This is a genomic window from Arthrobacter sp. CP30 (genome assembly GCF_053470025.1).
Window position 1 is genome coordinate 1 of sequence record NZ_JBQEMM010000001.1, and the last position, 23,691, is coordinate 23,691.

23 protein-coding genes are annotated in these 23,691 nt (G+C 69.4%); 6 read left to right on the plus strand and 17 right to left on the minus strand.

The window, feature by feature from the left end; all coding sequences use genetic code 11:
• Positions 1-107 precede the first annotated feature (107 nt).
• From ccsB to ACTIMO_RS00025, 5 genes are read right to left on the minus strand one after another with little or no spacing between them, the layout of a single operon-like run.
• Positions 108-1,142 (minus strand): c-type cytochrome biogenesis protein CcsB, encoded by a 1,035-nt coding sequence (gene ccsB, locus ACTIMO_RS00005; RefSeq protein ID WP_448181072.1) that lies wholly within the window; start codon positions 1,140-1,142, stop codon positions 108-110.
• Positions 1,142-2,860 (minus strand): cytochrome c biogenesis protein ResB, encoded by a 1,719-nt coding sequence (gene resB / locus ACTIMO_RS00010; protein WP_448181073.1) that lies wholly within the window; start codon positions 2,858-2,860, stop codon positions 1,142-1,144. Before resB ends, ccsB begins: the two co-directional genes overlap by 1 nt.
• Before the next feature lie 55 nt (positions 2,861-2,915).
• Entirely contained in the window at positions 2,916-3,719 is an 804-nt protein-coding gene (locus ACTIMO_RS00015) for a cytochrome c biogenesis CcdA family protein (protein ID WP_055769176.1), read from the minus strand.
• Between the two features lie 33 nt (positions 3,720-3,752).
• Positions 3,753-4,373, minus strand: a complete 621-nt coding sequence (locus ACTIMO_RS00020; RefSeq protein WP_448181074.1) for a TlpA family protein disulfide reductase — start codon at positions 4,371-4,373, stop codon at positions 3,753-3,755.
• Positions 4,374-4,412: 39 nt separating this feature from the next.
• Positions 4,413-5,084 (minus strand): histidine phosphatase family protein, encoded by a 672-nt coding sequence (locus tag ACTIMO_RS00025; protein WP_152812702.1) that lies wholly within the window; start codon positions 5,082-5,084, stop codon positions 4,413-4,415.
• Between the two features lie 171 nt (positions 5,085-5,255).
• Between ACTIMO_RS00025 and ACTIMO_RS00030 the strand changes: the two genes are divergently transcribed.
• Positions 5,256-5,813 (plus strand): YceI family protein, encoded by a 558-nt coding sequence (locus ACTIMO_RS00030; RefSeq protein ID WP_152812704.1) that lies wholly within the window; start codon positions 5,256-5,258, stop codon positions 5,811-5,813.
• 285 nt (positions 5,814-6,098) lie between these two features.
• Positions 6,099-6,758 (plus strand): hypothetical protein, encoded by a 660-nt coding sequence (locus ACTIMO_RS00035; protein WP_448181075.1) that lies wholly within the window; start codon positions 6,099-6,101, stop codon positions 6,756-6,758.
• A gap of 17 nt (positions 6,759-6,775) precedes the next feature.
• Here ACTIMO_RS00035 and ACTIMO_RS00040 read toward each other — a convergent pair whose 3' ends face one another.
• Both ACTIMO_RS00040 and ACTIMO_RS00045 read right to left on the minus strand, forming a co-directional pair.
• Positions 6,776-7,462, minus strand: coding sequence for a redox-sensing transcriptional repressor Rex (locus tag ACTIMO_RS00040; protein ID WP_055767534.1), 687 nt, complete (start codon positions 7,460-7,462; stop codon positions 6,776-6,778).
• 218 nt (positions 7,463-7,680) lie between these two features.
• On the minus strand, positions 7,681-7,944 hold the full coding sequence (locus tag ACTIMO_RS00045; RefSeq protein ID WP_422390582.1) for a glutaredoxin family protein: 264 nt from the start codon (positions 7,942-7,944) through the stop codon (positions 7,681-7,683).
• Positions 7,945-8,004: 60 nt separating this feature from the next.
• Between ACTIMO_RS00045 and ACTIMO_RS00050 the strand changes: the two genes are divergently transcribed.
• Complete coding sequence (locus ACTIMO_RS00050; protein WP_055767531.1) at positions 8,005-8,817, plus strand: HAD family hydrolase; 813 nt, start codon at positions 8,005-8,007, stop codon at positions 8,815-8,817.
• Between the two features lie 227 nt (positions 8,818-9,044).
• On the opposite strand, the gene ACTIMO_RS00055 is transcribed toward ACTIMO_RS00050, so the two are convergent.
• From ACTIMO_RS00055 to ACTIMO_RS00070, 4 genes are all read right to left on the minus strand, one after another.
• On the minus strand, positions 9,045-9,143 hold the full coding sequence (locus tag ACTIMO_RS00055; RefSeq protein WP_003792170.1) for a 30S ribosomal protein bS22: 99 nt from the start codon (positions 9,141-9,143) through the stop codon (positions 9,045-9,047).
• A 207-nt stretch (positions 9,144-9,350) separates the two neighbouring features.
• Complete coding sequence (locus ACTIMO_RS00060) at positions 9,351-9,563, minus strand: helix-turn-helix domain-containing protein (protein WP_055767529.1); 213 nt, start codon at positions 9,561-9,563, stop codon at positions 9,351-9,353.
• 228 nt (positions 9,564-9,791) lie between these two features.
• The gene (locus ACTIMO_RS00065) at positions 9,792-10,304 is read right to left on the minus strand and encodes an ArsR/SmtB family transcription factor (RefSeq protein ID WP_055767526.1); all 513 of its coding nucleotides are present in this window, start codon (positions 10,302-10,304) and stop codon (positions 9,792-9,794) included.
• Between the two features lie 50 nt (positions 10,305-10,354).
• Complete coding sequence (locus tag ACTIMO_RS00070) at positions 10,355-11,557, minus strand: acetoin utilization protein AcuC (RefSeq protein WP_055767522.1); 1,203 nt, start codon at positions 11,555-11,557, stop codon at positions 10,355-10,357.
• A gap of 128 nt (positions 11,558-11,685) precedes the next feature.
• On the opposite strand from ACTIMO_RS00070, the gene ACTIMO_RS00075 reads away from it, so the two are divergent.
• Genes ACTIMO_RS00075 through ACTIMO_RS00085 form a run of 3 tightly spaced genes read left to right on the plus strand, consistent with a single transcriptional unit; the run spans position 11,686 to position 14,993 of the window.
• Positions 11,686-13,098, plus strand: a complete 1,413-nt coding sequence (locus ACTIMO_RS00075) for a TrkH family potassium uptake protein (RefSeq protein ID WP_448181076.1) — start codon at positions 11,686-11,688, stop codon at positions 13,096-13,098.
• Positions 13,091-13,759, plus strand: a complete 669-nt coding sequence (locus ACTIMO_RS00080) for a potassium channel family protein (RefSeq protein ID WP_055767514.1) — start codon at positions 13,091-13,093, stop codon at positions 13,757-13,759. Before ACTIMO_RS00075 ends, ACTIMO_RS00080 begins: the two co-directional genes overlap by 8 nt.
• 1 nt (position 13,760) lies before the next feature.
• The gene (locus ACTIMO_RS00085; RefSeq protein WP_448181077.1) at positions 13,761-14,993 is read left to right on the plus strand and encodes a glycosyltransferase 87 family protein; all 1,233 of its coding nucleotides are present in this window, start codon (positions 13,761-13,763) and stop codon (positions 14,991-14,993) included.
• Here ACTIMO_RS00085 and proC read toward each other — a convergent pair.
• From proC to trhO, 6 genes are all read right to left on the minus strand, one after another.
• On the minus strand, positions 14,959-15,816 hold the full coding sequence (gene proC, locus ACTIMO_RS00090; RefSeq protein ID WP_422390585.1) for a pyrroline-5-carboxylate reductase: 858 nt from the start codon (positions 15,814-15,816) through the stop codon (positions 14,959-14,961). The genes ACTIMO_RS00085 and proC overlap by 35 nt on opposite strands.
• Positions 15,817-16,103: 287 nt before the next feature.
• A complete protein-coding gene (locus ACTIMO_RS00095) occupies positions 16,104-16,904 on the minus strand; it encodes a sugar phosphate isomerase/epimerase family protein (protein ID WP_422390586.1) in 801 nt (266 codons plus the stop codon).
• A 1-nt stretch (position 16,905) separates the two neighbouring features.
• Positions 16,906-17,919, minus strand: a complete 1,014-nt coding sequence (locus ACTIMO_RS00100; protein WP_422390587.1) for a Ppx/GppA phosphatase family protein — start codon at positions 17,917-17,919, stop codon at positions 16,906-16,908.
• A gap of 55 nt (positions 17,920-17,974) precedes the next feature.
• Positions 17,975-20,722, minus strand: coding sequence for a type I DNA topoisomerase (gene topA, locus ACTIMO_RS00105; protein WP_448181078.1), 2,748 nt, complete (start codon positions 20,720-20,722; stop codon positions 17,975-17,977).
• A 123-nt stretch (positions 20,723-20,845) separates the two neighbouring features.
• On the minus strand, positions 20,846-22,681 hold the full coding sequence (locus ACTIMO_RS00110) for a DUF7059 domain-containing protein (RefSeq protein WP_448181079.1): 1,836 nt from the start codon (positions 22,679-22,681) through the stop codon (positions 20,846-20,848).
• Positions 22,681-23,607 (minus strand): oxygen-dependent tRNA uridine(34) hydroxylase TrhO, encoded by a 927-nt coding sequence (gene trhO, locus ACTIMO_RS00115; protein WP_448181080.1) that lies wholly within the window; start codon positions 23,605-23,607, stop codon positions 22,681-22,683. The genes ACTIMO_RS00110 and trhO overlap by 1 nt, the downstream gene beginning before the upstream one ends.
• Positions 23,608-23,691 lie beyond the last annotated feature (84 nt).

Here is a 23,691-nt window from a genome sequence, read left to right on the forward strand (position 1 = left end):
ATCTACTTCTCGGGCCTGCACAGCTACTCCGGCGTCTAGGAGCAGCCTGCCCCACGATGAAGCCCCGCGGTCGGGACCGCGGGGCTTCGTCGTGGGGCAGGCTGCTCCTAGACGCCGGAGTAGCTGTGCAGGCCCGAGAAGTAGATGTTCACGATCGTGAAGTTGAAGACGATGCAGAGGTACCCGACGATCGAGAGCCAGGCGGCGCGCGTACCCGTCCAGCCCCTGGTGGCGCGAGCGTGCAGGTACCCGGCGTAGACGGTCCAGATCACGAAGGTCCAGACCTCCTTGGTGTCCCAGCCCCAGTAACGGCCCCAGGCCTGCTCCGCCCAGATGGCGCCGGCCATGAGGGTGAAGGTCCAGCCGACGAACGCGATGGCGTTCAGGCGGTAGGACAGATTCTCGAGGCTGAGGGCCGAGGGCACCAGGCGGAGGAACTTCGCGGTGTCGACCTTGCCCGCGAGCAGCTTCGCCTCCCGGCTGGTCTGCAGGAGCTGCAGCACGGACATCGCGAAGGTTATGGTGAACAGGGCCGAGGAGGCGACGGCGATGGAGACGTGCACGATCAGCCAGTAGCTCTGCAGGGCCGGGATCAGGCGGGCGACGGGCGTGGGGAACCCGACCGTTGCCGCGCACAGCATGATCACGACGAGGCCCACCACGAAGGAGCCCACGAAGCGGAGGTCCTTGCGGGTGAGGGTGATGAGGAAGATGGCCGCGACGAGGAAGGCACCCGTGGTGCAGAACTCGTACATGTTGCCCCAGGGCACGCGGTTCGCGGCGACACCACGGCTCACGACGGCGGCGCCGTGGATCACGGCCGCGAGGATCGTCAGCGACACGGCGATCCTTGCCGTGCCGCGCCGGGGGCCCGCGCCGTAGTCCATGGAGTCGTCCGCGGTCGAGCGGGCCGCCGGCGTGGACCCCGCTGCCGACCCCCCGCCCCGTGCCCCGACGCCGGCGAGTGCACGCTCGGGCGCACCCTGCTGGCGCGCGAGCCGCGACTCGATCGTGCCGATGGTCGTGCTGGACCGGACGAGGTCCAGCACGAAGAAGATCAGGGCCACCACATAGGCGATGGAGGCCAGCAGCATGAGGAGCTCGCTGATTTGCCCGAGCTCGGCGTTGACTGGTTGTGGCATCAGTTGTCCTTCGTCGTGTGGTGCGAATTCCCCGTGCCGGCTGCCGATGTCCCGGCCTCCTGCAATGTATCTTCCTCCGCGGCACCCTCGGGTGCCAGCCAGCGGTCGGCCAGCAGCTTCTCGACGGCCTTGCCTTCGGCAGGCAGTCGGTGGTCCTCGCCGCGGGCGAGCAGGCCGTACTCGAGCATGATGCGCCCGTCGGGATGCTCGCCCGTTCGGACCCAGAGCCTGCGCCGGCCGATGAACAGGGACGCCGTCAGGCCCAGCAGCGCGAGCGTCGAGAAGACGAGTGCTCCGACCTCCCCCGGGTCGTGGTGGATGTCCAGCGCCACGTAGCGCTTCAGTCCGTCGAAGGTGACCGAGCCCTTGCCCTCGGGCAGGTCGTAGGTCTGGCCGACCCCGAGCACGATCCCGCCGTCGTCGTTGGTGCGGCTGTTGAGCTCGGTCAGGTTCTCGGTGTCGAGGACGTAGACGTTCTCGGGGGTGCCGTCGTCGAGCCCCAGGTCCCCGTAGTAGGAGTTGAGGTTCAGCTGCGGGTTGAAGGGATCAGGATCCCTCGAGAAGGAGACGCCCTGCTCGTCGACGAAGGCGGTGGGGAGGAAGAATCCGACGAAGCCGAGCTGGTCCGGCTTCGCGTCGGGCGCCTTGATGACGATCAGCGAGGTGTAGAGACCGTCCGACGGTACGGAGACGACGGGCCCCTCGGAGGCGATGTTGCCCTCGCCGTCGCGCACCGTCACGACCGGCGCATACCCGTTGCCCACCAGGTAGACGTTGGTGCCGCCGATGGTCACCGGCGCATTGACCTTGAGGACCTGTGGCTCCTCGTCGGCGCCCGGCCCCTCCTGCGTGGTGATGTTCGCCGTGAAGTCCAGGGGCTGGCCGTAGTGGCTGGTCTGCTCGCGGTCGAAGCGTACGTCGAAGGAGTCGAGGCGGATCGAGAAGGGATCGAGCCGGTCGTCGGAGAAGTTCGATCCGGGGTTGAAGCTGTCGTACCCGATCAGGGTGTTGACGAAGCTGTCGCCCTCGACGATCACCTTTTGGCCGTTGTAGCCGAACAGCCCTCCGACCGCCACGGAGACGAGCACGCCGATCAGCGAGGTGTGGAAGACGAGGTTGCCGAACTCCTTCGCGAGTCCGCGCTCCGCACCCACCGAGGGTCGGTCCGTGCCGGCGTCGCGCACGTCCACCCGGTATCCGCGCTTCTTCAGCAGGGCTGCGGCCTCCTCGGCAGCGGACGACGGCGTGAGCCCGGCCGCGCGTGCCCGATGGGCGGGGACCTCGAGCGTGCCGTAGACGGGCAGTCGCGAGAGCCGTTTGGGCGTCCTCGGGGGCGTGGAGCGCACAGCCCTGAAGTGCGCCCGTGCCCGGGGGACCACGCAACCGATGAGCGAGATGAAGAGCAGGAGGTAGATCGCGGAGAACCAGACGGACGAGTAGACGTCGAAGAGCTGGAACCAGTCCAGCACCGGGCCCGTGTCCGGATTGTTCTGGATGTACTGCGTGACGACCGCGGGATTCGCGGGGCGCTGCGGGAAGAGCGAACCGGGCACCGCCGCGACGGCGAGGAACAGGAGGAGGAACAGCGCGGTGCGCATGCTCGTCAGCTGCGTCCAGGCCCACCGCAGGGTGCCGAGGAAGCCGAGGGAGGGCAGGACGACGTCGGACCGGCCGCTGCCGGCCGTGCCCCTCGTGTCCTCGGAGATGTCCTGCTTCACAGTGCCCTTCCCGTCCGTGCTTCGTCCTCGTGGCTGTTACCGGCGCGTGGGGTCGTCATATCGGCAGCACCACATTCCCGATCACCAGGTCCTGCAGCCGGGTGATCCAGGTGTTCCAGAGACCCGTCACCATCAGCACGCCGACGAGCACGAGCATGCCGCCTCCGGTGCGCTGCAGCAGCAGGCGGTGCCTGCGGAAGAACGCGAGTGCGCCCATGCCGCGCCGGACGCCGAGTGCGATCAGGAGGAACGGGAGCCCGAGTCCGAGGCAGTAGACGAAGGTCAGCAGGGCACCCTTGAGCGCCGTCGCGTCATTGCCCGAGATGGCCAGGAGCTGGACCGCCCCGAGCGTGGGGCCGATGCACGGCGCCCACCCGAGCCCGAACGTCACGCCGAGCAGCGGGGCTCCCAGCAGGCCGGCGGGCACCTTCGCGTGCACGCGGCTCTCGCGCTGGAACCAGGACAACCCGCCCATGAAGACGACGCCCAGGAGGATCACGACGACGCCGAACACCTGGATGAGCCAGCCTTGGGAGACGCGCAGGAAGGCCCCGAGCTGGCCGAAGAGCGCCCCGTAGGCCATGAACACGACGGAGAACCCGAGCACGAACAGTCCGATCCCGGCGACCATCCGGCCGCGCCGCTGCTTCTCGAGGTCCACCCCGGTGAGACCCGTGACGTAGCCGAGGTAGCCGGGGACGAGCGGAAGGACGCAGGGTGAGGCGAAGGAGACGAGCCCGGCCAGCAGGGCGACCGGCAGCGCGAGGAGCATGGACCCGCTGAGCACGGCATCGGCGAACGCGTTCCCCGCGACGAGGGGAACGGAGGTGGAGAGGTGACCGGCCGCGGGCAGGACCATCGAGGTGATCATCGGCGCGGTGCGCGCACGGCGCTACTCCGCGAGCGCATCGGTGATCAGTGCCTTCAACGTGCTGCGGTCCGCGAGGCCGAGGATGCGTGCGGACACGCGCCCCTCCTTGTCGAGAACCAGGGTGGTCGGCACGGCCTGCGGGGGGACGTACTGCGTCATGTCCAGCAGGACGCCGCCGTCCTTGTCGTCGAAGCTCTCGTACGGGATGTCGAAACTGCGCTCGAAGGCCTCGGCGGTCGCCTGCTCGTCGCGGATGTTCACCCCGTGGAAGACCGCGCCCTGCGGCGCGTACTCGTCGTGCAGCGAGACGAGGTCGGGTGCCTCCTCGCGACAGGGCGCGCACGAGGCGTACCAGAAGTTGAGGACGGCGACCTGGCCTGCCCAGTCGGAACTGGAGACCGCCGTCCCGTCGAAGAGGGTGCCGTCGATGGCGACGGGCTCGCCCCGGACCGTCGGGTCGTACTCCGTGACGGAGCCGTCTCCGGCGATGTAGTTCTTGCCGTCTCCCGCATCGGCCTGCTGGGCCAGGGGATCGTCCGCATCGCACGAGGTCACCACCAGGGAGACCGGCACGGTGAAGGCCAGCGCCACACCCAGCCTGAGCAGCAGGTGACGCCTGGTGGAGCGGACGAGTGTGGTCACGGCTTCTTCCGTTGATTTCTACGACGTGTAGTAATTCTATTACGCCCCGGGGACATTCGCGGCACCGGGTAGGAGGTCCGCGCAGGGCTCGGCGTACCGGACCCGCCGGATGACGTCACCCTCGAAGTCGATCGAGGTCACCGAGGTCAGCGTGCACTCGCGCTGGCGCGGATCGTGCCAGAGACGACGGCGCTCGGCCGCGAGTCGCGTGACCCAGATGGGCAGCTGGTGGCTCACCAGGATGGCCTCGGCCGGGGCCTCGGACGCACCGCCCAGCTCGACGGCGCGGCGCCGTGCGTCCTGCACGCCCCTCATGACCCGCTCCGCCTGCTCGCTGTACGGCTCGCCCCAGGACGGACGGAACGGGTTGACGAGCAGCGGCCAGTACCGGGGCTGGCGGAGGCGGCTCTTGATCCTCGACATCCCCTCGAAGCGGTTGTCCGCCTCGATGATGCGCTCGTCCGTGGAGATCTCGAGATCGAGGGCCTCGGCGACGGGCTGCGCCGTCTCCTGCGCACGGGTCAGGGGAGAGGCCACCAGCAGGACGATGTTCGCGCCGTCGTCCCGTCGCTGCGCGAAGTGACCGGCCATCTGGGACGCCATGCGCCGCCCGAGCTCGGAGAGGTGGAACTCGGGGAGCCTGCCGTAGAGGACGCCCTCCGGATTGTGGACCTCACCATGGCGTACCAGGTGGACGGTTGATCTCTGCATGCCCCCAGTTTCCCGCATGCCACCGTGTCACGGCCAATCGCCGACGAGGAGGCGCAGGGCGCTCTCGTGATCAGTTGGTTGAAGATTTGAGCGATGTGTGGAATAAAACATGCATACGCATGCTTTTCCATCTCGTAAGCATTCGCCATCCCTCTTCTCCAGGAGATCATCATGACCGTTCCCACAGGCCTCACCTCCGGCACCTGGTCCTTCGACCCCGCGCACAGCGAGGTCGGCTTCAGTGTCCGCCACGCCGGCATCAGCAAGGTCCGAGGCTCCTTCAAGGATGTCGACGCCTCCCTCGCCGTCGGCTCCTCCCTCGAGGACTCCGCCATCACCGTCACCATCAAGACCGCCTCCTTCAGCTCGGGCGACGAGAACCGCGACGGCCACGTCAAGAGCGCCGACTTCTTCGACGTCGAGCAGTTCCCGGAGATGACCTTCGTCTCGACGTCGCACGCCGGCTCGGGCGAGAGCTACACCATCACCGGTGACCTCACCATCCGCGGCATCACCAAGTCCGTGGTCCTGGAGGCCGACTTCAACGGCGTCGCCGTCGATCCCTTCGGCACCACCCGCGCCGGCGTCTCGGCGTCCACGACCATCTCCCGCAAGGACTTCGGCCTGACCTGGAACGCCGCGCTCGAAGCCGGCGGCGTCCTCGTCGGTGACAAGGTGACCATCAGCATCGAAGCGGAGTTCGTCGCTCCCGTCGCCGCGACGGTCTGACCCGACCCTCCTCCCCCGCCGCACCGCTTGACGGCCGGCGTCGTCCCCCGACGACGCCGGCCGTCGGCGTCCCACAGGCTTCCTGCGGTGGACGTCGCGGACGGGGCGAGCCCGGGTGAGGAGCCCGCCGTCCGCGCCCGGATCGGACGCCGTCGGCCTGTCACCCTCGCGGGGGAACTACTAGGCTGACGGAAGACCGCACCGGCGGCGGGGACGTCCATGGGGGCACCGGCGCCGATCCTGCGGATCCAGGACAGCCACGCACTGCACACGGAGGACGCCGCGATGAGTACGCCACACAACGACCAGGGCCCGGGGAACAACGCGCAGGGCTGGAACCCGCCCGGAGGCGCGAGCCAGGACGGCCGCCCCGCCGGGCAGCAGTACGGGCAGCAGAACAGCTCGGGGCCCAGCGGCTACCAGCCTGCCCAACCCTCGAGCTACGCCTACCCGACCTCCGGCAAGAGCGCGGGCGGCTCGGACGCACCCGGGAAGGGCCCTGCTCCGAGGGAGGTCGTCCGGGCGTACTACCTCGTCCTGGCCGCCGGGGTCGCCTACCTCGTCTCCTCGATCACCTCGGCGCTGCTGATCGACATTCCCGAGATGGCCGGCGGCTCGTTCGGGGTCGGGATCAGGCTGGTCTTCGCCGTGGTGTTCGCGGCCGTCTACGTGGTCCTGGCGCTGTTCATCCGCCGGGGCCAGAACTGGGCCCGCATCACCGCGACCGTCCTGGCAGCGCTGAACGTGGTGTCCACCGTCGGGTCGCTCCTGCTCCTGCCGATCATCAACCAGGCCGCGGAGGCCAGCGGGACCGTCGTCCCCGAGACGCCCGTGATCTCGACGGCGCTCGGCCTCCTCGTCATGCTGCTCGGCGTGGCCGGCGTCGTCATGACCTACCTGAAGCCCGCGCGCCCCTACTTCGCGCCGCAGCGGCTGGGGTACTGACCCCGCACGACCGCCGGCTACTGGGCGCGGGAGATCGGACCGAGGTCCGGCTCCTGCGCCCTCTGTGCGTGGTAGGCGAGGATCTGCAGCTCGGTGGACATGTCGACCTTGCGCAGCTGCACGTGCGGAGGGACCTGCAGCACCACCGGGGCGAAGCTCAGGATGCTGGAGATACCCGCCGCGACCAGCCGGTCGCACAGTTCCTGGGCGACCGGCCCGGGCACGGAGAGCACGGCCATGTTGGTGCGGGTCCGCTCCAGAACCGTCTCGAGGTCGTCCACGGCACTGACCCGGAGATAGCCGACCTCCGATCCGACGACGAGCTGATCGGCGTCGAACAGCGCCACGATCTCGAAGCCGCGCGAGACGAAGCCCGAGTAACCGGCCAGCGCCCGGCCGAGGTTGCCGGCGCCGATGATGGCCACCCGCCAGTCGAGCGTCAGCCCCAGGGCGATGGAGATCTGGCGGTTGAGATACTGCACGTCGTAGCCGACGCCGCGCGTGCCGTAGGAGCCGAGGTAGGACAGGTCCTTGCGGAGCATCGGCGAGTTGACCCCCGCGGCGTCCGCGAGCTCCTCCGAGGAGACGCGCTCGATCCCCTCGCCGAGCAGGCTGTTGAGCGCCCTCAGGTAGATGGTGAGGCGCGCCACCGAGGCGGGAGGGATATGGCGCACCGGATCACCCACGGGGTGGAGGCCTGGCATGTCCGGTGGTGTCACAGTGTGCGGCTCCGTTGCTTGCGCCGCCGCATCCCGGCGGAGGACGGCGGATCCTGGACCCTCGACGGCGGGGCGGACGTATCACCACTTTATGCCGAGCGCGCAGGGCCACCAAGCCCACCGTCGGCCGACACTCCCCGGACATTCCGGCCGTGGCTCGTCGGAGCTCCGGAGGAGCTCGGCGGGGGCGGTTCGTCGCCGCCTCACCCGCCGGAGAGCAGCCTCCGCAGCCTCGCCTCGTCGATGGACCAGAAATCCCGCTGCACCCCGTCGATGAACAGCACCGGCAGTTCCTCCGCGAAGCGGGCTCCTGCCGTGGGAGCCTCCGTGACGGAGACCTCCTGCCACTCGAGCCCCAGCTCCTGCACGACGCGGGCCACGACGAGCCGGGCCTCCTCGCAGAGATGGCATGCCGGACGGGTCAGGAGGACGATGCCGGTCGCGGGGATCTCCGCCGATGCTTCCATCACTCCACCGTACTGCCGGGTGACGGCAGGGGCAGCGGGACGACGAACTACACTCGGAGCATGCCGGACGCCGCTCGGGGCACGCAGCCCATGCCAAGGCCTCCGGCGACCGTCCAGGGCGAGGCCGCCTTCTTCGACGTAGACAACACGCTGATGCGCGGTGCGAGCCTCTTCCACGTCGGCCGGAAGATGTACCAGCGCAAGGCGTTCACCCTGCGCTTCGCCGCCGGCCTCGCATGGAAGCAGCTCCGTTTCATCATGCGCGGCGAGACCATGACGGACGTCAACTCGGTGCGGGACGCCGCCCTCGCCTTCGCCATCGGCATCGCCCACGAGGACATCCTCGCGCTCGGCGAGGAGGTGTACGACGAGATGATCGCCTCCAAGATCTGGCCCGGCGCGCGCGCCCTCACCGAACACCACCTGTCCTCGAACCGCCAGGTCTGGCTCGTCACGGGGACCCCGGTCGAAGTGGCAGCGGTCATCTCGAGCAGACTGGGCCTGACCGGCGCCCTCGGGACCGTCGGCGAAGTGGCCGACGGCCTGTACACGGGGAAGCTGGTGGGCGAGTTCCTCCACGGACCCGCGAAAGCCGTCGCCGTCCTCGACCTCGCGGCACGGGAGAACCTCGACCTCTCGCGCTGCTGGGGATACAGCGACTCCTACAACGACATCCCGCTGCTGACCGCCGTCGGCCATCCCGTGGCCATCAACCCGGACGGCAGGCTGCGCCGTCACGCCCGCGCGAACAACTGGCCCGTCTACGACTTCCGGAGCGGACGCCGCGCCGCGACGCTCGGGCTGCGGGCGGCGACGATTGCGGGATCGGTCTACGGTCTCTGGCGGAGCTTCTCCCGCTTCCGGAACCGCTGACGCGCGGCGGCTCACAGGTCGCCGTCTCCGCGGGGTGGGCACCGCCCGGGCTCCGGTCTCCGGTGGGTGGTGGCCGGCGATCCCGCCCCGTCTCCTGGGGCCGGCCTGCAGTCTCCGGCTACGGTGGTCGGTCCTGATGGTCCCCGGGTACGACGACGGCCCGGCACCCACACCACGAAGGCGGGATTCCGGGCCGTTCGGCAGACCTCGGCGCTGGGCCGGGCTGTCTACTTCTTGTTGCGGCGCTGGTGGCGCGTCTTGCGCAGCAGCTTGCGGTGCTTCTTCTTGGCCATACGCTTGCGGCGCTTCTTGATTACTGAACCCATAGAGTCCTCACAGACTGTTGTGGTGCCGGTCCCGCTCTCCGGCGACGTGCCAGGAGTCGGTACCGGGGCTGACGAAAGGCGTGTACCTGGTGGCAATCGCCCGGGTGATGCACTGACTCGGACGGACCTGTGGCCGCCGAAAACGCTCCTTAATAGGGTACATCCGTTTGGTGGAGGGTCAGGACGGCCCGGCCCGGCGACGGCGGCTCAGGCGCTCTCGGACTGGCCGTCCACCTGCGCGCGCTGGAGGAATTCCTGGACGGCCGACTCCGGAACGCGGTACGAGCGACCGAACTGCACGGCGGGCAGGTCACCAGCGTGCACGAGCCGGTACACGGTCATCTTCGACACTCGCATGAGGTCGGCGACCTCCGCGACCGTCAAGAACTGCACATCCGAGAAGTTAATCCCGTCTGCCATCTCACCACTATTCCTTTGCATGGAGGTCATAACTCACCCTGAGACCGGCATCGAGAAAGACACCCCTGAGCGACTGATCGGCGTGTCGCCTTGAAGCATAAGGATTATCCGCCTAGGGGATCACTGTAGTGGCTGATGTGACCAAAGTGAAAGGGCGCCCCGGAGCCTGTACCCGCCTCCTCGAACCGGCCGTTCTCCGGCCTCGAAGGGCGGCGCGACCGGCCGGTGCTACGAGGACGGATCGCGACGCCGCCGGAGCTGCGACAGGAGATCGGCAGCCCGCTCCGCCGCACGCCCCATGGTCCGGCCGAGCTGTGCCCTCGAACCGTCCGCCTCGGCGAGGGGATCCGGTCCGGCGAGGACCGCGGCGGCCAGCACGGCGTCCTGCACCCGGCCCTCGCCGGCCCGGCCCTGCCCCGGCTGCGTGCCGAGCGTCTCGACGAGGTCCTCCACCGTCGGCGCCTGCGCCTCGGCGAGCGGTCGTGGCTCCACGCCGTCGAGCCACTCCCTCACGAGGCCCAGTGGAGCGGTGTCGAGCGAGTAGAACCGCTTCTGCCCCTGGGCCCGCATGGACACCAGTCCCGCCTCCCGGAGGACCTTGAGATGCTTCGAGACGGTCGGCTGGCTCACGTGCAGCTCGATCACGAGCTCCCCCACCGCTTTGTCGCCGTCGCGCAGATGCTCGAGGATCTGCCTGCGCGTGCTCTCGGCGATGACAGCGAAAACATCATCGATACCCATTCGCCCACCCTAGCGATATATACGTCGGGCGGCATCCTGCCGCGCGATGGTCAGTCGAACCAGGGGTCCAGCCCGTGGAGGGGGAAGACGGCCTTGCGCGTCGCCATGACGGTGCGGTCCAGCTCGTCGTCGGGGTCGTAGCCGATCTCCCAGGAGCGCCACCACGTATCGGCGCCGTCACCCATGAGGCGTGGCGCATCGACGCCGTGCCGTTCGAGCACGTAGTCCCGCCACGCCGCAGGGACGGGTGTCGCCGGGCCCATCGGAGCCCCCGCAGCGACCGCGACGAGGAGCGTCCATGACCGCGGGACCACGCTGGCGAGCGCGTACCCGCCCCCGCCGGTCGCGATCCAGCGACCCCCGCAGAGCCGGTCCGCCAGGTCCCTGACCGCCAGCATGAGGATGTGCTGGGCGTCGACGCTGACCCTCAGGTTCGTCAGGGGATCCTCGCGGTGGGAATCGCAGCCGTGCTGGCTGACGACCACGTCCGGAGCGAAGGCCCCGGCAAGCTGTGGGACCACCGCGTGGAAGGCCCGCAGGAGAGCGGCGTCTCCGGCCGTCGTCGGCAGTGCGACGTTCACTGCGGACCCCTCCGCGCCCGGCCCGCCGATCTCGTTCGCGAATCCCGTACCCGGGAACAGGCTCATCCCGGTCTCATGGAGGGAGATCGTCAGGACCCGGGGATCGTCCCAGAAGATGCTCTCGGTGCCGTCCCCGTGGTGGGCGTCGACGTCGATGTAGAGGACGCGCTGCGCTCCGCGGTCGAGCAGTCGCCGGATGGAGGCGGCGGCGTCGTTGTAGATGCAGAAGCCGCTGGCCCGGGACCGTGCCGCATGGTGCATCCCGCCACCGAAGTTGACGGCACGGACGGCGCGACCGCTCATGAGTGCGTCGGCGGCATCCAGGGACCCGCCGGCGAGCCGTGCGCTGGCCTCGTGCATGCCGCTGAACGCGGGGTTGTCCTCGGTGCCGATCCCGTGAGCCGGGTCCGATCGGTCGGGATTGCCACTCAGGTCGCGGACGGCACGGATGTAGTCGTCGCTGTGGACCGTCGCGAGGTCCTCGTCGGAGGCGACGGAGGGGGCGACCACGCGGACGCCGTCGAGGTCGAGCAGCCCGGAGTCACCCAGGAGCCGGGCCGTCAGGTGCAGCCGCTCAGGGTTCATGGGGTGCTGCAGGCCGAAGTCGTAGGCCAGCATCGCCTCGTCCCAGGCGACCTGCAGGGGTACCGCCGGACCGGTGTGCGTAGACATCCCTGCAAGGGTACGCGATGCCTGATCTCCCCACGACGGTCCGGAGTGAGATGCTTTACTACTGCAGGGGAGAATAAGGGGCAGCCGCTTCGGCGGAAGGACCGGCACACGGGGCAGAGCGGACGTCAATGGTAAGTCAACAGCCACGGTGGCTGAAGGACGATCGACGCGGGTACGTCAGGCTGCTGGCCTCGGTCCGCGACTTCGTCGACTCCTTCGCGAACAGCTCCCCCGCCCGGCTGGCGCTCTTCATCTTCACAGCGGTCATCCTCATGTTCACCGCGCTGCTGAGCCTGCCGATGTCCTCGGCGACCGGAGAGGTCACGGCACTGCACGACGCGTTCTTCACCGCGGTGTCCGCCGTCTGCGTCACCGGCCTCACCGTCGTCTCGACCGCCACCCACTGGTCCTTCTTCGGGCAGCTGGTGATCCTCCTCGGCATCTTCATCGGCGGCCTCGGCACCCTGACCCTCGCGTCGCTCCTCGCGCTGATCGTGAGCAAGCGGCTCGGGGTGCGCGGGAAGCTCCTGGCCCAGGAGGCGCTCAACAACGCCAGCCGGCTCGGCGAGATCGGCACCCTGCTGCGGATCGTCATCACCACCTCCGTGCTGATCGAGATCGTCCTCGCCATCGTGCTGATCCCCCGGTTCGTGATCCTCGGCGAGCCGTGGTGGCAGGCGGTCTGGCACGGCGTCTTCTACTCCATCTCCGCCTTCAACAACGCCGGCTTCACCCCGCACAGTGACGGGCTGGTGCCGTACGAGACCGACCTCTGGATCCTCACGCCCCTGATGGTCGGCGTGTTCCTCGGCAGTCTCGGCTTCCCTGTGGTGATGGTGCTCGTCCAGGTGCGGCACCGTTTCCGCAAGTGGACGCTGCACGCGAAGCTGACCGTCTCCGTCTCCCTGATCCTGCTCGTCGCGGGCACCTTCGCCTGGGGCTTCCTCGAGTGGGAGAACGAACGCACCATCTCGGACCTGAGCGTCGCCGACAAGACGATCCACGCCCTGTTCGCCTCGGTGATGACGCGGTCCGGCGGCTTCAACCTCGTGGACCAGAACGACATGACGTCCACCACGATGCTCCTCACCGATGCCCTCATGTTCGCCGGTGGCGGCTCGGCCTCGACCGCGGGCGGTATCAAGGTGACCACCATCGCCGTCATGTTCCTCGCGATCGTCGCAGAGGCCCGCGGGGACAGCGACGTGAGGGCCTGGGGCCGCACCATCCCCTCGGGCGCCATGCGGGTGGCCATCTCCGTGATCTTCATGGGCGCCACCCTGGTGCTGATCGGCAGTGCATTGATCCTCAGCATGACGGACGAGCCCCTGGACAAGGTGGTGTTCGAGGTCATCTCCGCGTTCGCGACCTGCGGCCTCAGCACGAACCTCAGTGCCGAACTCCCGCCCGCCGGCAAGTACGTCCTGTCCGCCCTGATGTTCGCCGGGCGCATGGGAACCATCACGCTCGCCTCAGCCCTGGCGCTGAGGCAACGCAGCACGCTCTACCGCTACCCCGACGAGAGGCCGATCATTGGCTGAGAGACCCGCCCACAACGCCCCCGTCCTCGTGATCGGCCTCGGCCGGTTCGGCGCGGCGACCGCCGAGCAACTGGTCCGCCAGGGGCGCGAGGTCCTCGCCATCGAGCGGGATCCGCAGCTCGTGCAGAAGTTCGCGAGCATCCTCACGCACGTCGTGGAGGCGGATGCCACGAACATCGATTCGCTGCGCCAGCTCGGCGCCCAGGAGTTCTCGGCGGCCGTGGTCGGGGTGGGCACGTCGATCGAGTCGAGCGTGCTCATCGCCGCGAACCTCGTGGACCTCGGAATCGATCACCTGTGGGTCAAGGCGATCACCCCCTCGCACGGCAAGATCCTGAAGCGTATCGGCGCGAACCATGTCATCTACCCCGAGGCCGACGCCGGGCAACGCGCAGCGCACCTCGTGGGCGGACGGATGCTGGACTTCATCGAGTTCGACGACGGCTTCGCGATCGTGAAGATGTATCCGCCGAAGGAGACCCAGGGCTTCACGCTCGCGGAATCGGCGGTGCGCTCCAAGTACGGCGTCACCGTGGTCGGGGTGAAGTCGCCGGGCGAGGACTTCACCTACGCCCGCCCGGACACGAAGGTCTCGGGCCGGGACATGCTGATCGTCTCGGGGCACGTTGACCTGCTCGAGCGCTTCGCCGGCCGGCCGTAGGGTGCCGGCACTCCAGACCCCGGCGGCGCCGGCGGCGTCCGGCAGGGTGGCCGCGCTCAACGCTGCCGCCTGCGCCCTGGTGCTCGCCGTCGTCGTCCTCGCCGCGCAGATCCATGGCCTGGACCTCACGGTGTACCGGGAGGGTGCGCTCGCCCTGCTGGGCCGCGCGGGGGACAAGGAGCTGTACGACGACGCGCTGGTCCAGACGGACACGCGCGGGCTGCCCTTCACCTACCCGCCCTTTGCGGCGCTCCTCCTCATCCCCGTGGCACTCGTCCCCGAGGCATTCGCCCTGGCACTCGTCACCGGGCTCTCCTGCATCTGCCTCGTGGTGGTGTCGGTCGTCGTCGTACGGTACCTGCGCTCCTCCGGTGTGTCCTGGAGTCGGCCGCCCCTGGCCCTTCCGGCGGTGGTACTCATGATCGGCATCAGCGGACCGTGGCGGGAGGGCCTCGGTTTCGGGCAGGTCAACGCACTCCTGATGGTGCTGGTCCTCGCCGACCTGCTGCGCTCCACGCGGCTTCCCTCGGGGGTCCTGATCGGCATCGCCGCGGGGATCAAGCTGACGCCGCTCGCCTTCGGCCTGGTGTTCCTGGCCCGCCGCGACTGGCGCTCGCTCGCCTGGCTCGCCGCCTCCTTCGGCTCCACGGTCGCGGTCGCCTGGCTGGTGGCACCCCGCGACTCGGCGATCTTCTGGCTGGGGGCGCTCTTCGACGCCTCCCGCGTGGGTGACACCGCGGACCTCTACAACGTGTCGCTCAACTCGGTCGTCATGCAGTCCGGCCTTCCCGACGGCCTCCAACGCCCGCTCTGGCTCCTTGCGTCGCTCGCCGTGATCGTGGTCGGCTACCGCGCCATCCGGCGTGCCGACGACGACGGCGACCGGCTGCGCGCAATCACCGCGAACGCCGTCGTGATGCTGGCGATCTCGCCCATCTCCTGGTTCCACCACTGGGTGTGGATCGCCCTGCTGTTCCCGGTGGGTCTCGTGTTCGCACGTTCGCGGGCGGGAGTGACGCGCGTCGTGACGCGGATCCTGCTCGCGGTGCTCGTGCCGGTCACGATGTTCTCCTCCATCACCGTCACCCTGACCCTCACGGGCACCGTGTCCGGCCAGGGGCCGCTGCCGCTGGCGGTCTTCGCCGGCCTCGGCGTCGTCGTGCCGGTGGCCCTGCTGGCGGTCTGGTCCCTGCGTCCGGTCAGGACGACGCAGGAGCAGCCAGTTCGCGCGTGATCTCGGCGGCGCGTGCCGTCGCCGCCCGCGCCCCGCTCGCGATGATCGACGGCAGCCCCATCGCCTCGAACGTCTCGATGGCACTCTGCGTGGTGCCGTTGGGGCTCGTGACGCCGCGCCTCAGTGCTGCGGCGTCGGCGTCCTCCTCGGCCAGCATGAACCCCGCCCCGGCCACGGTCTCCCGGGCGATCAGCGCCGACAGGTCCGCGTCGAGTCCGAGCTCGACTCCCGCCGCCGCCATGGCCTCGGCGAGGTAGAAGGCGTAGGCCGGGCCGGAACCGCTGACGGCCGAGAGGGCGTCCACCTGGGACTCGGGGATCTCCACCACGGTACCGGCAGCGGCCAGGAGCTCCCGCACCCTGCCCAGGTGCTCCGGCGTCGCCGCAGACCCCGCGGAGATCGAGAGCACGCCCCTGCCGAGCCTCGACGGCGTGTTCGGCATCGAGCGGACCACGGCCTGGCCCTCGGACAGGGCGGCCTCGATCATGGCGAGCGACACCGCGGCCGCGACACTGACGACGACGGCGGTCGGCTTCAGCACCGCGGCGATCTCGCGGGCGAGCGGGACGATTCCCACGGGCTTCACGCCCAGGATGACGACGTCGGCCCCGCGCGCCGCGGCGGCATTGGCGCCGTCATCGTCACCCGTGGCGAGGACCGTGACGCCGTGCCGTGCGCGGAGCTCCTCCGCCCGCGCCGATCGGCGGACCGTGGCGGTGACGCCTGCGGGGTCGGTGCCGGCAGCCAGGAGGCCGGCCAGGATGGACTCGTTCATGGATCCGCAGCCGAGGAAGGCGATGCGCTGTGAGGTGTCGGCAGTCATGCAGTCATCCTGCCACGAGGGGCTCACAGCCTACTCCCAGCGTCCTTGCCGTTGCAGCACAAGGACGGGTCCTAGTGTTACTGGTACCTCATAAGGGTGCGAGTGATGAGGACCGGAATTCCTGATCCGGTCCGGCGTCGGTGGCAACAGATGATTCCCCCAACATCTGGACAGTCCACCGGCGCCATTCCTTTTAACCCGCAGGTGCCCGGTCGCATCGTCGCCATCCTCCCCTCGTCCTCACCACGAACGGGCAGTCCGTCGGTCGGCGAAAGGGTCGTGCAGCGTCAGCTGACGAGATGCTCGCGCGCGAACCGGAGGGTCTCGGCGAGCCATTCCTCCCGTTCGCCCGCACCTCGGGCGCGTCGCGTACTGACCTCGACCGCCACCACGCCGTTCCAGGCACCGGCGGCGAGATGTTCCAGCGCTTCGGCGCACCGCTGCTGGCCCTGGCCCGGCAGCAGGTGCTCGTCCTTGCCGTTCGGTGTCCCGTCCGTCAGGTGCACGTGGGCGAGCCGGTCCCCCAGCCCCCGGATCTCCTCGTACGAGTCCATCCCGGCGATCGCAGCGTGGGAGAAGTCCCAGGTGATGCGGTCGTAGGGCTCCGGCACGGGATTCCAGTGCGGCAGGTAGGCCTTCGCCTCGCGGCCACGGACCTTCCAGGGATACATGTTCTCGACCGCGATCTCCACACCGTACTCCGCCGCCACCCGCCGGATACCCTCGGGGAACCCCTCGGCATACCCCGTCTGCCAGCGGAACGGCGGATGCGTGACCACGGTCTTCGCGCCCACTTCCGCGGCCATGGCCGCGGAGAGCTCGATCTTCGTCCAGGCCTTGCCCCACACCTGCTGCGTGAGCAGGAGCGTCGGCGCGTGGATCGCCAGGATGGGCATCTCGTAGCGCTCGCTGAGGACCCCCAGCTGGTCCGGGTCCTGGCTCACCGAGTTGTTCGTCACCATGACCTCGACGCCGTCGTACCCGAGATCCTGCGCCAGGGCGAAGGCGTCATGCACCGCGAGCGGGTAGACCGAGGCGCTGGAGAGTGCCACGGGGATGGCGGGACGTGCATCCGGCGTGAAGGCCACGTCAGGCCCCCCGGGACAGCGGGACGCGCCGCGTCGAGTCGAGCTGGGCGTGGCCCACGCCCGCACCGGGCAGCGGCTCCTCGGCCTCGAACATCTTGGCGTCGAACCGTCGCAGGAGCAGCCCTTCACGCAGCGCCCAGGGGCAGATGTCCATGGAGGGCACCTCGAACAGTTCCAGGGCGCACTCGGCGACGAGCGCGCCGGCGAGCACCTGGGGCGCGCGGAGCTCCGAGACGCCGTCGAGGTTGGTCCGATCCTTCGCGCTCATGGCGGCGAGCCGCTTGGTCCAGAGGGTGAGGTCCTCCCGGCGCAGTTCGCGGCGGACGAAAGGACCAGCAGCCGACGGCGCAGCGCCGGCGATCCGCGCGAGGGACCGGAAGGTCTTCGAGGTCCCCGCGACCAGGTGCGGCCGTCCGAGATGGGCGAACTGCGGCACGGCCTCGCGGAGGGTGGACCTGATGTAGCGGCGCAGCTCCTTGACGCTCTTGGCCGACGGAGGATCACCCTGCAGCCAGTCGCGGGTCAGCCTGCCCGCGCCCAGCGGGACGGACAGCGCGACCTCGGGCAGCTCGTCCGTGCCCATCGCCAGTTCGAAGGACCCTCCACCGATGTCCAGGTTGAGGATCGACTCCGCACCCCAGCCGTACCAGCGGCGCACGGCCTGGAAGGTGACCGCAGCCTCCTGGTCACCGGAGAGTTCCTGGAGGTCGACGCCGGTCTCCGCGCGGACCCGCGCCAGCACCTCGCGGCCGTTGCCGGCCTCCCGGATGGCGGAGGTGCAGAACGCGAGGAAGTCCTCGGCGTCGTGCCGGTCCGCGAAGGCGCGTGCCTCCTGCACGAACCCCACGAGCTCGTCCTGGCCCTCACGGGAGATGCTCCCGCGCTCGTCGAGGTAGGCGACGAGCTGCAGGGGCTTCTTGTGGGACGCGAACGGGACGGGCCTGCCGCCCGGGTGGGCGTCCACGAGGAGAAGATGGACCGTGTTCGACCCTATGTCCAGCACACCTAGCCGCATTGTTCCCGCGCTCCCAGCTCAGCCCCCACCATTGTCCGTGTCCGCAGTGCCGCGGCTACTTGCCCGCCCCGACCTTGCGTTTGGCGGGTGCCCGCCGGGTCGTCTTCTTCGGCGCCGGACCCTTGGCGCGCTTCTCGGCGAGCATGTCGATCGCCTGCTCGCGCGTGAGCTCCTCGATGGCCATCGATCCCGGCACGGTGATGTTGGTGACGCCGTCGGTCACGTACGGACCGAAGCGCCCGTCCTTCACGACGATCGGCTTCTCGCTCACCGGGTCGTCACCGAACTCCGCGAGCGGCGGGGTGACCGTGCGGCCGCCACGCTGCTTGGGCTGCTTGTAGATCTCCAGCGCCTGCTCGAGGGTGATCGTGAAGATCTCCTCCTCCGAGCCGATCGACCGGGAATCGCTGCCCTTCTTCAGGTACGGCCCGAAGCGGCCGTTCTGCACGGTGAGCTCCTTGCCCTCCTCGTCCGTGCCGAGCACGCGCGGCAGGTTCATGAGCTTGAGGGCGTCCTCGAGCGTCACGGTGTCCATGGACATGGACTTGAACAGCGATCCCGTGCGCGGCTTGACCTTCGCTGGCTTCTTGGGCGGCTTGGGCTTGCCGTTCTTGTAGTACTCCACGGGCTGGCTCGCGAGTTCCTCGGCCGTCACCTCCGGGATCAGCTCGATCACGTAGGGTCCGTAGCGCCCGTCGCGGGCCACGATGGTACGCCCCGTCTCGGGATCCTTCCCGAGCTCCCGCTCCTGCGACGTCGGAGCCTCCATCAGTTCGATGGCCTTCTCCGCCGTCAGCTCGTCCGGAGCGAGGTCCTCGGGCACGTTGGCACGCTGCGGCTCCGTCCCCTCGGGCGCGTCCGCGGGGAGCGGCTTCTCGAGGTAGGGGCCGAACTTGCCGACGCGCAGCGTGATGCCGTCCGCGATCTCCACCGAGTTGATGCGCCGTGCGTCGATCTCGCCGAGGTCGTTGACGATCGTGTGGAGGCCCGTCTCCTTGCGATCGCCGTAGTAGAAGCGGTTCAGCCATTCGACGCGGCCGGCCTCGCCGCGCGAGATGCGGTCGAGGTCCTCCTCGAGCTCCGCTGTGAAGTCGTAGTCCACGTAGTCGTTGAAGTGCTCCTCGAGCAGGCGCACCACGGAGAACGCGATCCAGCTCGGTACCAGCGCCTGGCCGCGTGTCCGGACGTAGCCGCGGTCCATGATGGTGGACATGGTCGCCGCGTAGGTTGACGGGCGGCCGATACCGCGCTCGTCGAGGACCTTCACCAGGGAGGCCTCGGTGTAGCGCGGGGGCGGGGACGTCTCGTGGCCTACGGCCTCGATGGCCTTCGCCCCGAGCGCGTCACCCTTGGCGACGTTCGGCAGGCGGGTCCCCTGCGCGTCGTCGTCGGCGCCGTCCTCGGCGCGGTCGGCGTCGCGCCCCTCCTCGTAGGCGGCCATGAAGCCGCGGAAGGTGATGACGGTGCCGGACGCCGCGAATTCTGCGTCCCTGCCGTCCGCGCTCGTCGCGCCGAGGCGCAGCGACGCCGTCGACCCCTTGGCATCGGCCATCTGCGAGGCGACGGTGCGCTTCCAGATCAGCTCGTAGAGGCGGAACTCGTCGCCGCGCAGGGACTGCGCCACCTGGGCGGGCGTGCGGAAGGAGTCACCGGCGGGGCGGATCGCCTCGTGTGCCTCCTGTGCATTCTTGGCCTTGCCCTTGTAGACGCGCCGTGCCTCGGGCACGTACTCGGGTCCGTACAGCTCCGAGGCCTGCCGGCGCGCCGCATTGATGGCCTGGTCCGAGAGCGAGGATGAATCCGTACGCATGTAGGTGATGTAGCCGTTCTCGTACAGGCGCTGCGCCACCTGCATGGTCACCTTCGAGCTGAAGCGCAGCTTGCGCGCGGCTTCCTGCTGCAGGGTCGACGTCGTGAACGGGGCGGCGGGACGCCGCGTGTAGGGCTTGGTCTCCACCGAGCGGATCGCGAACGTCGCCGACTCGAGGCCGGCCACCAGCGACCGTGCGGAGTCCTCGTCGAGGCGTGCCACGGCCGATGACTTGAGCTCGCCACGGTCGGTGAAGTCCTTGCCGGAGGCGATCCGGCTGCCGTCGACGGCGACCAGCTTCGCGGGGAATGCGCTGCCCTTCGAGGAGTCCTCGGGCGTGAACGTGCCGGTCAGGTCCCAGTAGGACGCGGCGCGGAACGCCATGCGCTCCCGTTCGCGCTCGACGACGAGGCGTGTGGCGACGGACTGCACGCGTCCGGCCGAGAGCCCGCGGGCCACCTTGCGCCACAGGACGGGCGAGATCTCATAGCCGTAGAGCCGGTCGAGGATGCGCCGCGTCTCCTGGGCGTCCACCATCGGGATGTCGACCTCGCGCAGTTCACCGAGCGCGCGGGTGACGGCCTCCTTGGTGATTTCGCCGAAGGTCAGGCGGTACACGGGGACCTTCGGCTTCAGGACCTGCAGCAGGTGCCACGCGATGGCCTCGCCCTCGCGGTCGGCGTCGGTGGCGAGATAGAGCTCGTCGGCGTCCTTCAGGGCCGCCTTCAGCTCGGCGACGGTCTTCCGCTTTTCCGGGGAGACGACGTAGTACGGCTCGAAATCCTTGTCGAGATCGACGGCGAACTTGCCCACCGAGGACTTCTTGAGCTCCGCCGGCAGATCCGACGGCTGGGGGAGATCACGGATGTGCCCCATGGACGCCGCGACCTGGAAACCCTCACCGAGATACCCCGAGATGCTCTTGATCTTGCTCGGGGACTCGACGATGACGAGCTTCTTGCCGTGCTTGTTGTCCGTGGCCTTGGTCGGCACTTCTCTCCTATATATACGGGTGCGATACCTCGGCAGGTTCGCGGGTTCACGGTCCGGAACCCCCTGCTGGGCCTCACCACACAGTATGCGTCATGCGTACCTGCACAAGGGTAACGGCTGGTTTCAGGCCCCCGGAATCAGGAACCCCTCCCGGATCAGCTGCTCGACATCGACCAGCAGCCCGGTGCTGAACGCGGGATCCGGCCGCTCGAGGAGCATCGCGAGAGCCCCCGCGATCTGCCCCGCCGTGAGGTCGCCGTCGCACGCCGAGGCGAAGCCCGCGAGTTCCGTGCTGAGGAGCGACGTCCGCCGGAGACCCGCCCCCTGGCGCAGCAGGATGACGCCGGGGTGCTCTGCGCCCGGGCGCTGGTGCCGTTCCTCGGTGACGTCATCGGCCACGAGGAGGAACTCGTCCGCGATGCCGAGGCCCGACGCCGACTGCTCGGTCCGCGCGGAGAGCCAGTCCGCGCGTCCGACGGCGGCGGCCAGGTGCGGGCCGATGGGCTGCTCGATCTCGTGCGTGATCTCCTCGAGCACGACCCGGACGAGTGCGTCCTCCCCGGCAGGGCGTCTCAGCCAGACGGAACCGAATCCGACGGCCTCGACGTTCCGCGAGGAGAAGTCCGCGAGGTACGCGGCGAAACTGCCGAGGTACGCCGCCCGGTCCCGGTTCTCCGCGGCGTCGCGCAGCCAGGTCTCGGCGTACTGCACCGGGGTGAGCTGCTCGCGCTGGATCACCCAGGCATCGACGCCGGCCGGGACGAAGGAACGGATCCGCCGGTCCCACGGGGTTCCCTCCGTGATCTCCCAGTTGCCGAGCAGCTGGGCGGCGCCGCCCGGCGCGAGCACCCCGGGAAGCTCGCGGACCAGCGTCTCCACGATGGCGTCCCCTGCCAGGCCGCCGTCGCGGTAGGTGTAGGACTCCTCCTGCGGACCGGTGCGCGGCGTGATGACGAAGGGCGGGTTCGAGACCACGAGATCGAAGTGCTCGCCCGCCACGGGCTCGAGGAGGCTCCCGAGCCGGAGGGTGATCCGGTCCCCCGGCTGCTCCGGATCGACCCCGAGCACGGGCCCGTTCAGCAGGAGGTTGAAGCGGGCGAACGCGAGCGCCCGGTCCGAGATGTCCGTGGCGGTGACGTGCCGGGCATGGGACAGCAGATGGAAGGCCTGGATGCCGCAACCCGTCCCGAGATCGAGAGCGCGGCCCACCGGCGTCCGCATCACGGTCTGTGCCAGGGTCAGCGACGCCCCGCCGATCCCGAGGACGTGGTCGTGGCGGAGAGGCCCGGGACGCTGCTCGGAGCCGAGGTCGCTCGCGACCCACAGGTCCCCGCCCACGTCGGAGCCGTAGGGACGCAGTTCCACGGCGGCCCGGATGCCCTGCGCCATGCCGGGCCCGGGCGACGTCCCCGTGTCGGCTGCAGGGTCCGCCCATGACTCGGCGGAACCGCCGGTGCCGGCGGACCCGCCCTCCTCGACCGGCTGCCCCTCCTCGACCAGCCGGAGCCGGAGGAGCCCCGCTCGTCCTGTCCGGGGGAAGGCGGCATCGATCGCGGTGCCGTCCACGGCGTCCCCGAGGAGCCACAGCAGCACAGGGACGGCTCTCACCGGCTCGGAGCGGGGATGCTCGCCGCCGTCGACGCGCTGCGATGACGTCAGGATCAGGGGTTCGCGCGCCGGACTCCCCAGCAGCCTCCTGGCCTGCAGGAGTGCCGGAGCCAGCTGTCCCCGGGCGAGGGCCGCGTAGGCGGCCGTGCCCAGCAGGGCTCCGACGCCGTCGACCGTGTAGTCGAGCGCCTCGAGGTCGGCAGCGAGCGCGACGAGCAGTGCGGGGTCCTGGCTCGACGGCGCAGTCGCGACATCGGCGTCGAACTCCGGCCACGCGCTGCCCGCCCGAGCCGAGGCAGCCTCGACGTCGTCGGCGTCGCTCGACCTGACCGCATCCTCACGCCCGCGCATCAGGCGGCACCCGCTGCCGTCGCTTCGGACTCGTCGGCCTCGCAGCCCTGCGGGCAGCGCAGGGTGACGGCGTCCGCGGCGCAGCCTGCGCAGTACAGGGTGAGGTTCCGGCACTCCTGATTGGAGCAGTTCTGGAAGGTGCTGGTGGGCGCAGCACACCGCACACACCTGCCGAGGGTGACGGCGTCGTCACTGAATTCGAGGTGCATGCGCTTGTCGAACACGTACAGCGAACCCTCCCAGAGTCCCCCGTCGCGGTACTTCTCGCCGTAGCGGACGATCCCGCCGTCGAGCTGGTACACCTCCTGGAAGCCGCGATTGATCATGAGGCTGGACAGGACCTCGCAGCGGATGCCACCCGTGCAGTAGGTGACCACCGGCTTGTCCTTGAGGTCGTCGTACTTGCCGGAGTCGAGCTCGCGGACGAAGTCGTGGGTCGTCCGCACGTCGGGGACGATCGCGTTCCTGAACCGGCCGATCTGCGCCTCGAGGGCGTTGCGCCCGTCGAAGAACACGACCTCCTCCCCCGCCGCCTTCTTGGCGTCGACCAGGGCATGGAGCTCCTCGGGTGCGAGGTGCGCGCCGCCTCCCACCACCCCGTCGCGGTCCACGCGGAGCTCGCCCGGCGCCCCGAAGGAGACGATCTCGTCCCTGACCTTCACGCTGAGCCGGGGGAAGTCCGCTGCGCCGCCGTCGGACCACTTGATGTCCATGCCCTTGAACGCGGGATACTCGCGGGTGGTCTTCACGTACTGTTTGACCGCGGCGATGTCCCCACCGACGGTGCCGTTGATGCCGTCCTTCGAGATCAGGATCCGGCCCCGCAGCCCCCACTTCTCGCAGAGTGCGCGCTGCCAGAGTCTGATGGCGTCGGGATCGGGGAGCGGCGCAAAGGCGTAATACAGGGCAATACGGTTCATCGACACGACTTAAAGCCTACTTTGCGTCTCAAAACGGTCACCCTCGCGCCCGTCCCTGTGATTAGCCGCCGCCGAGAACTATGGTTCAGC

Coding starts and splice junctions, on each gene's coding strand:
- ccsB (WP_448181072.1), bottom strand. CDS start 1,142: ATGCCACAACCAGTCAACGCCGAGCTCGGGCAAATCAGCGAGCTCCTC.
- ACTIMO_RS00015 (WP_055769176.1), bottom strand. CDS start 3,719: ATGGTCCTGCCCGCGGCCGGTCACCTCTCCACCTCCGTTCCCCTCGTC.
- ACTIMO_RS00025 (WP_152812702.1), bottom strand. CDS start 5,084: ATGCAGAGATCAACCGTCCACCTGGTACGCCATGGTGAGGTCCACAAT.
- ACTIMO_RS00030 (WP_152812704.1), top strand. CDS start 5,256: ATGACCGTTCCCACAGGCCTCACCTCCGGCACCTGGTCCTTCGACCCC.
- ACTIMO_RS00035 (WP_448181075.1), top strand. CDS start 6,099: ATGAGTACGCCACACAACGACCAGGGCCCGGGGAACAACGCGCAGGGC.
- ACTIMO_RS00040 (WP_055767534.1), bottom strand. CDS start 7,462: ATGCCAGGCCTCCACCCCGTGGGTGATCCGGTGCGCCATATCCCTCCC.
- ACTIMO_RS00045 (WP_422390582.1), bottom strand. CDS start 7,944: ATGGAAGCATCGGCGGAGATCCCCGCGACCGGCATCGTCCTCCTGACC.
- ACTIMO_RS00050 (WP_055767531.1), top strand. CDS start 8,005: ATGCCGGACGCCGCTCGGGGCACGCAGCCCATGCCAAGGCCTCCGGCG.
- ACTIMO_RS00055 (WP_003792170.1), bottom strand. CDS start 9,143: ATGGGTTCAGTAATCAAGAAGCGCCGCAAGCGTATGGCCAAGAAGAAG.
- ACTIMO_RS00060 (WP_055767529.1), bottom strand. CDS start 9,563: ATGGCAGACGGGATTAACTTCTCGGATGTGCAGTTCTTGACGGTCGCG.
- ACTIMO_RS00065 (WP_055767526.1), bottom strand. CDS start 10,304: ATGGGTATCGATGATGTTTTCGCTGTCATCGCCGAGAGCACGCGCAGG.
- ACTIMO_RS00070 (WP_055767522.1), bottom strand. CDS start 11,557: ATGTCTACGCACACCGGTCCGGCGGTACCCCTGCAGGTCGCCTGGGAC.
- ACTIMO_RS00075 (WP_448181076.1), top strand. CDS start 11,686: ATGGTAAGTCAACAGCCACGGTGGCTGAAGGACGATCGACGCGGGTAC.
- proC (WP_422390585.1), bottom strand. CDS start 15,816: ATGACTGCCGACACCTCACAGCGCATCGCCTTCCTCGGCTGCGGATCC.
- ACTIMO_RS00100 (WP_422390587.1), bottom strand. CDS start 17,919: ATGCGGCTAGGTGTGCTGGACATAGGGTCGAACACGGTCCATCTTCTC.
- ACTIMO_RS00110 (WP_448181079.1), bottom strand. CDS start 22,681: ATGCGCGGGCGTGAGGATGCGGTCAGGTCGAGCGACGCCGACGACGTC.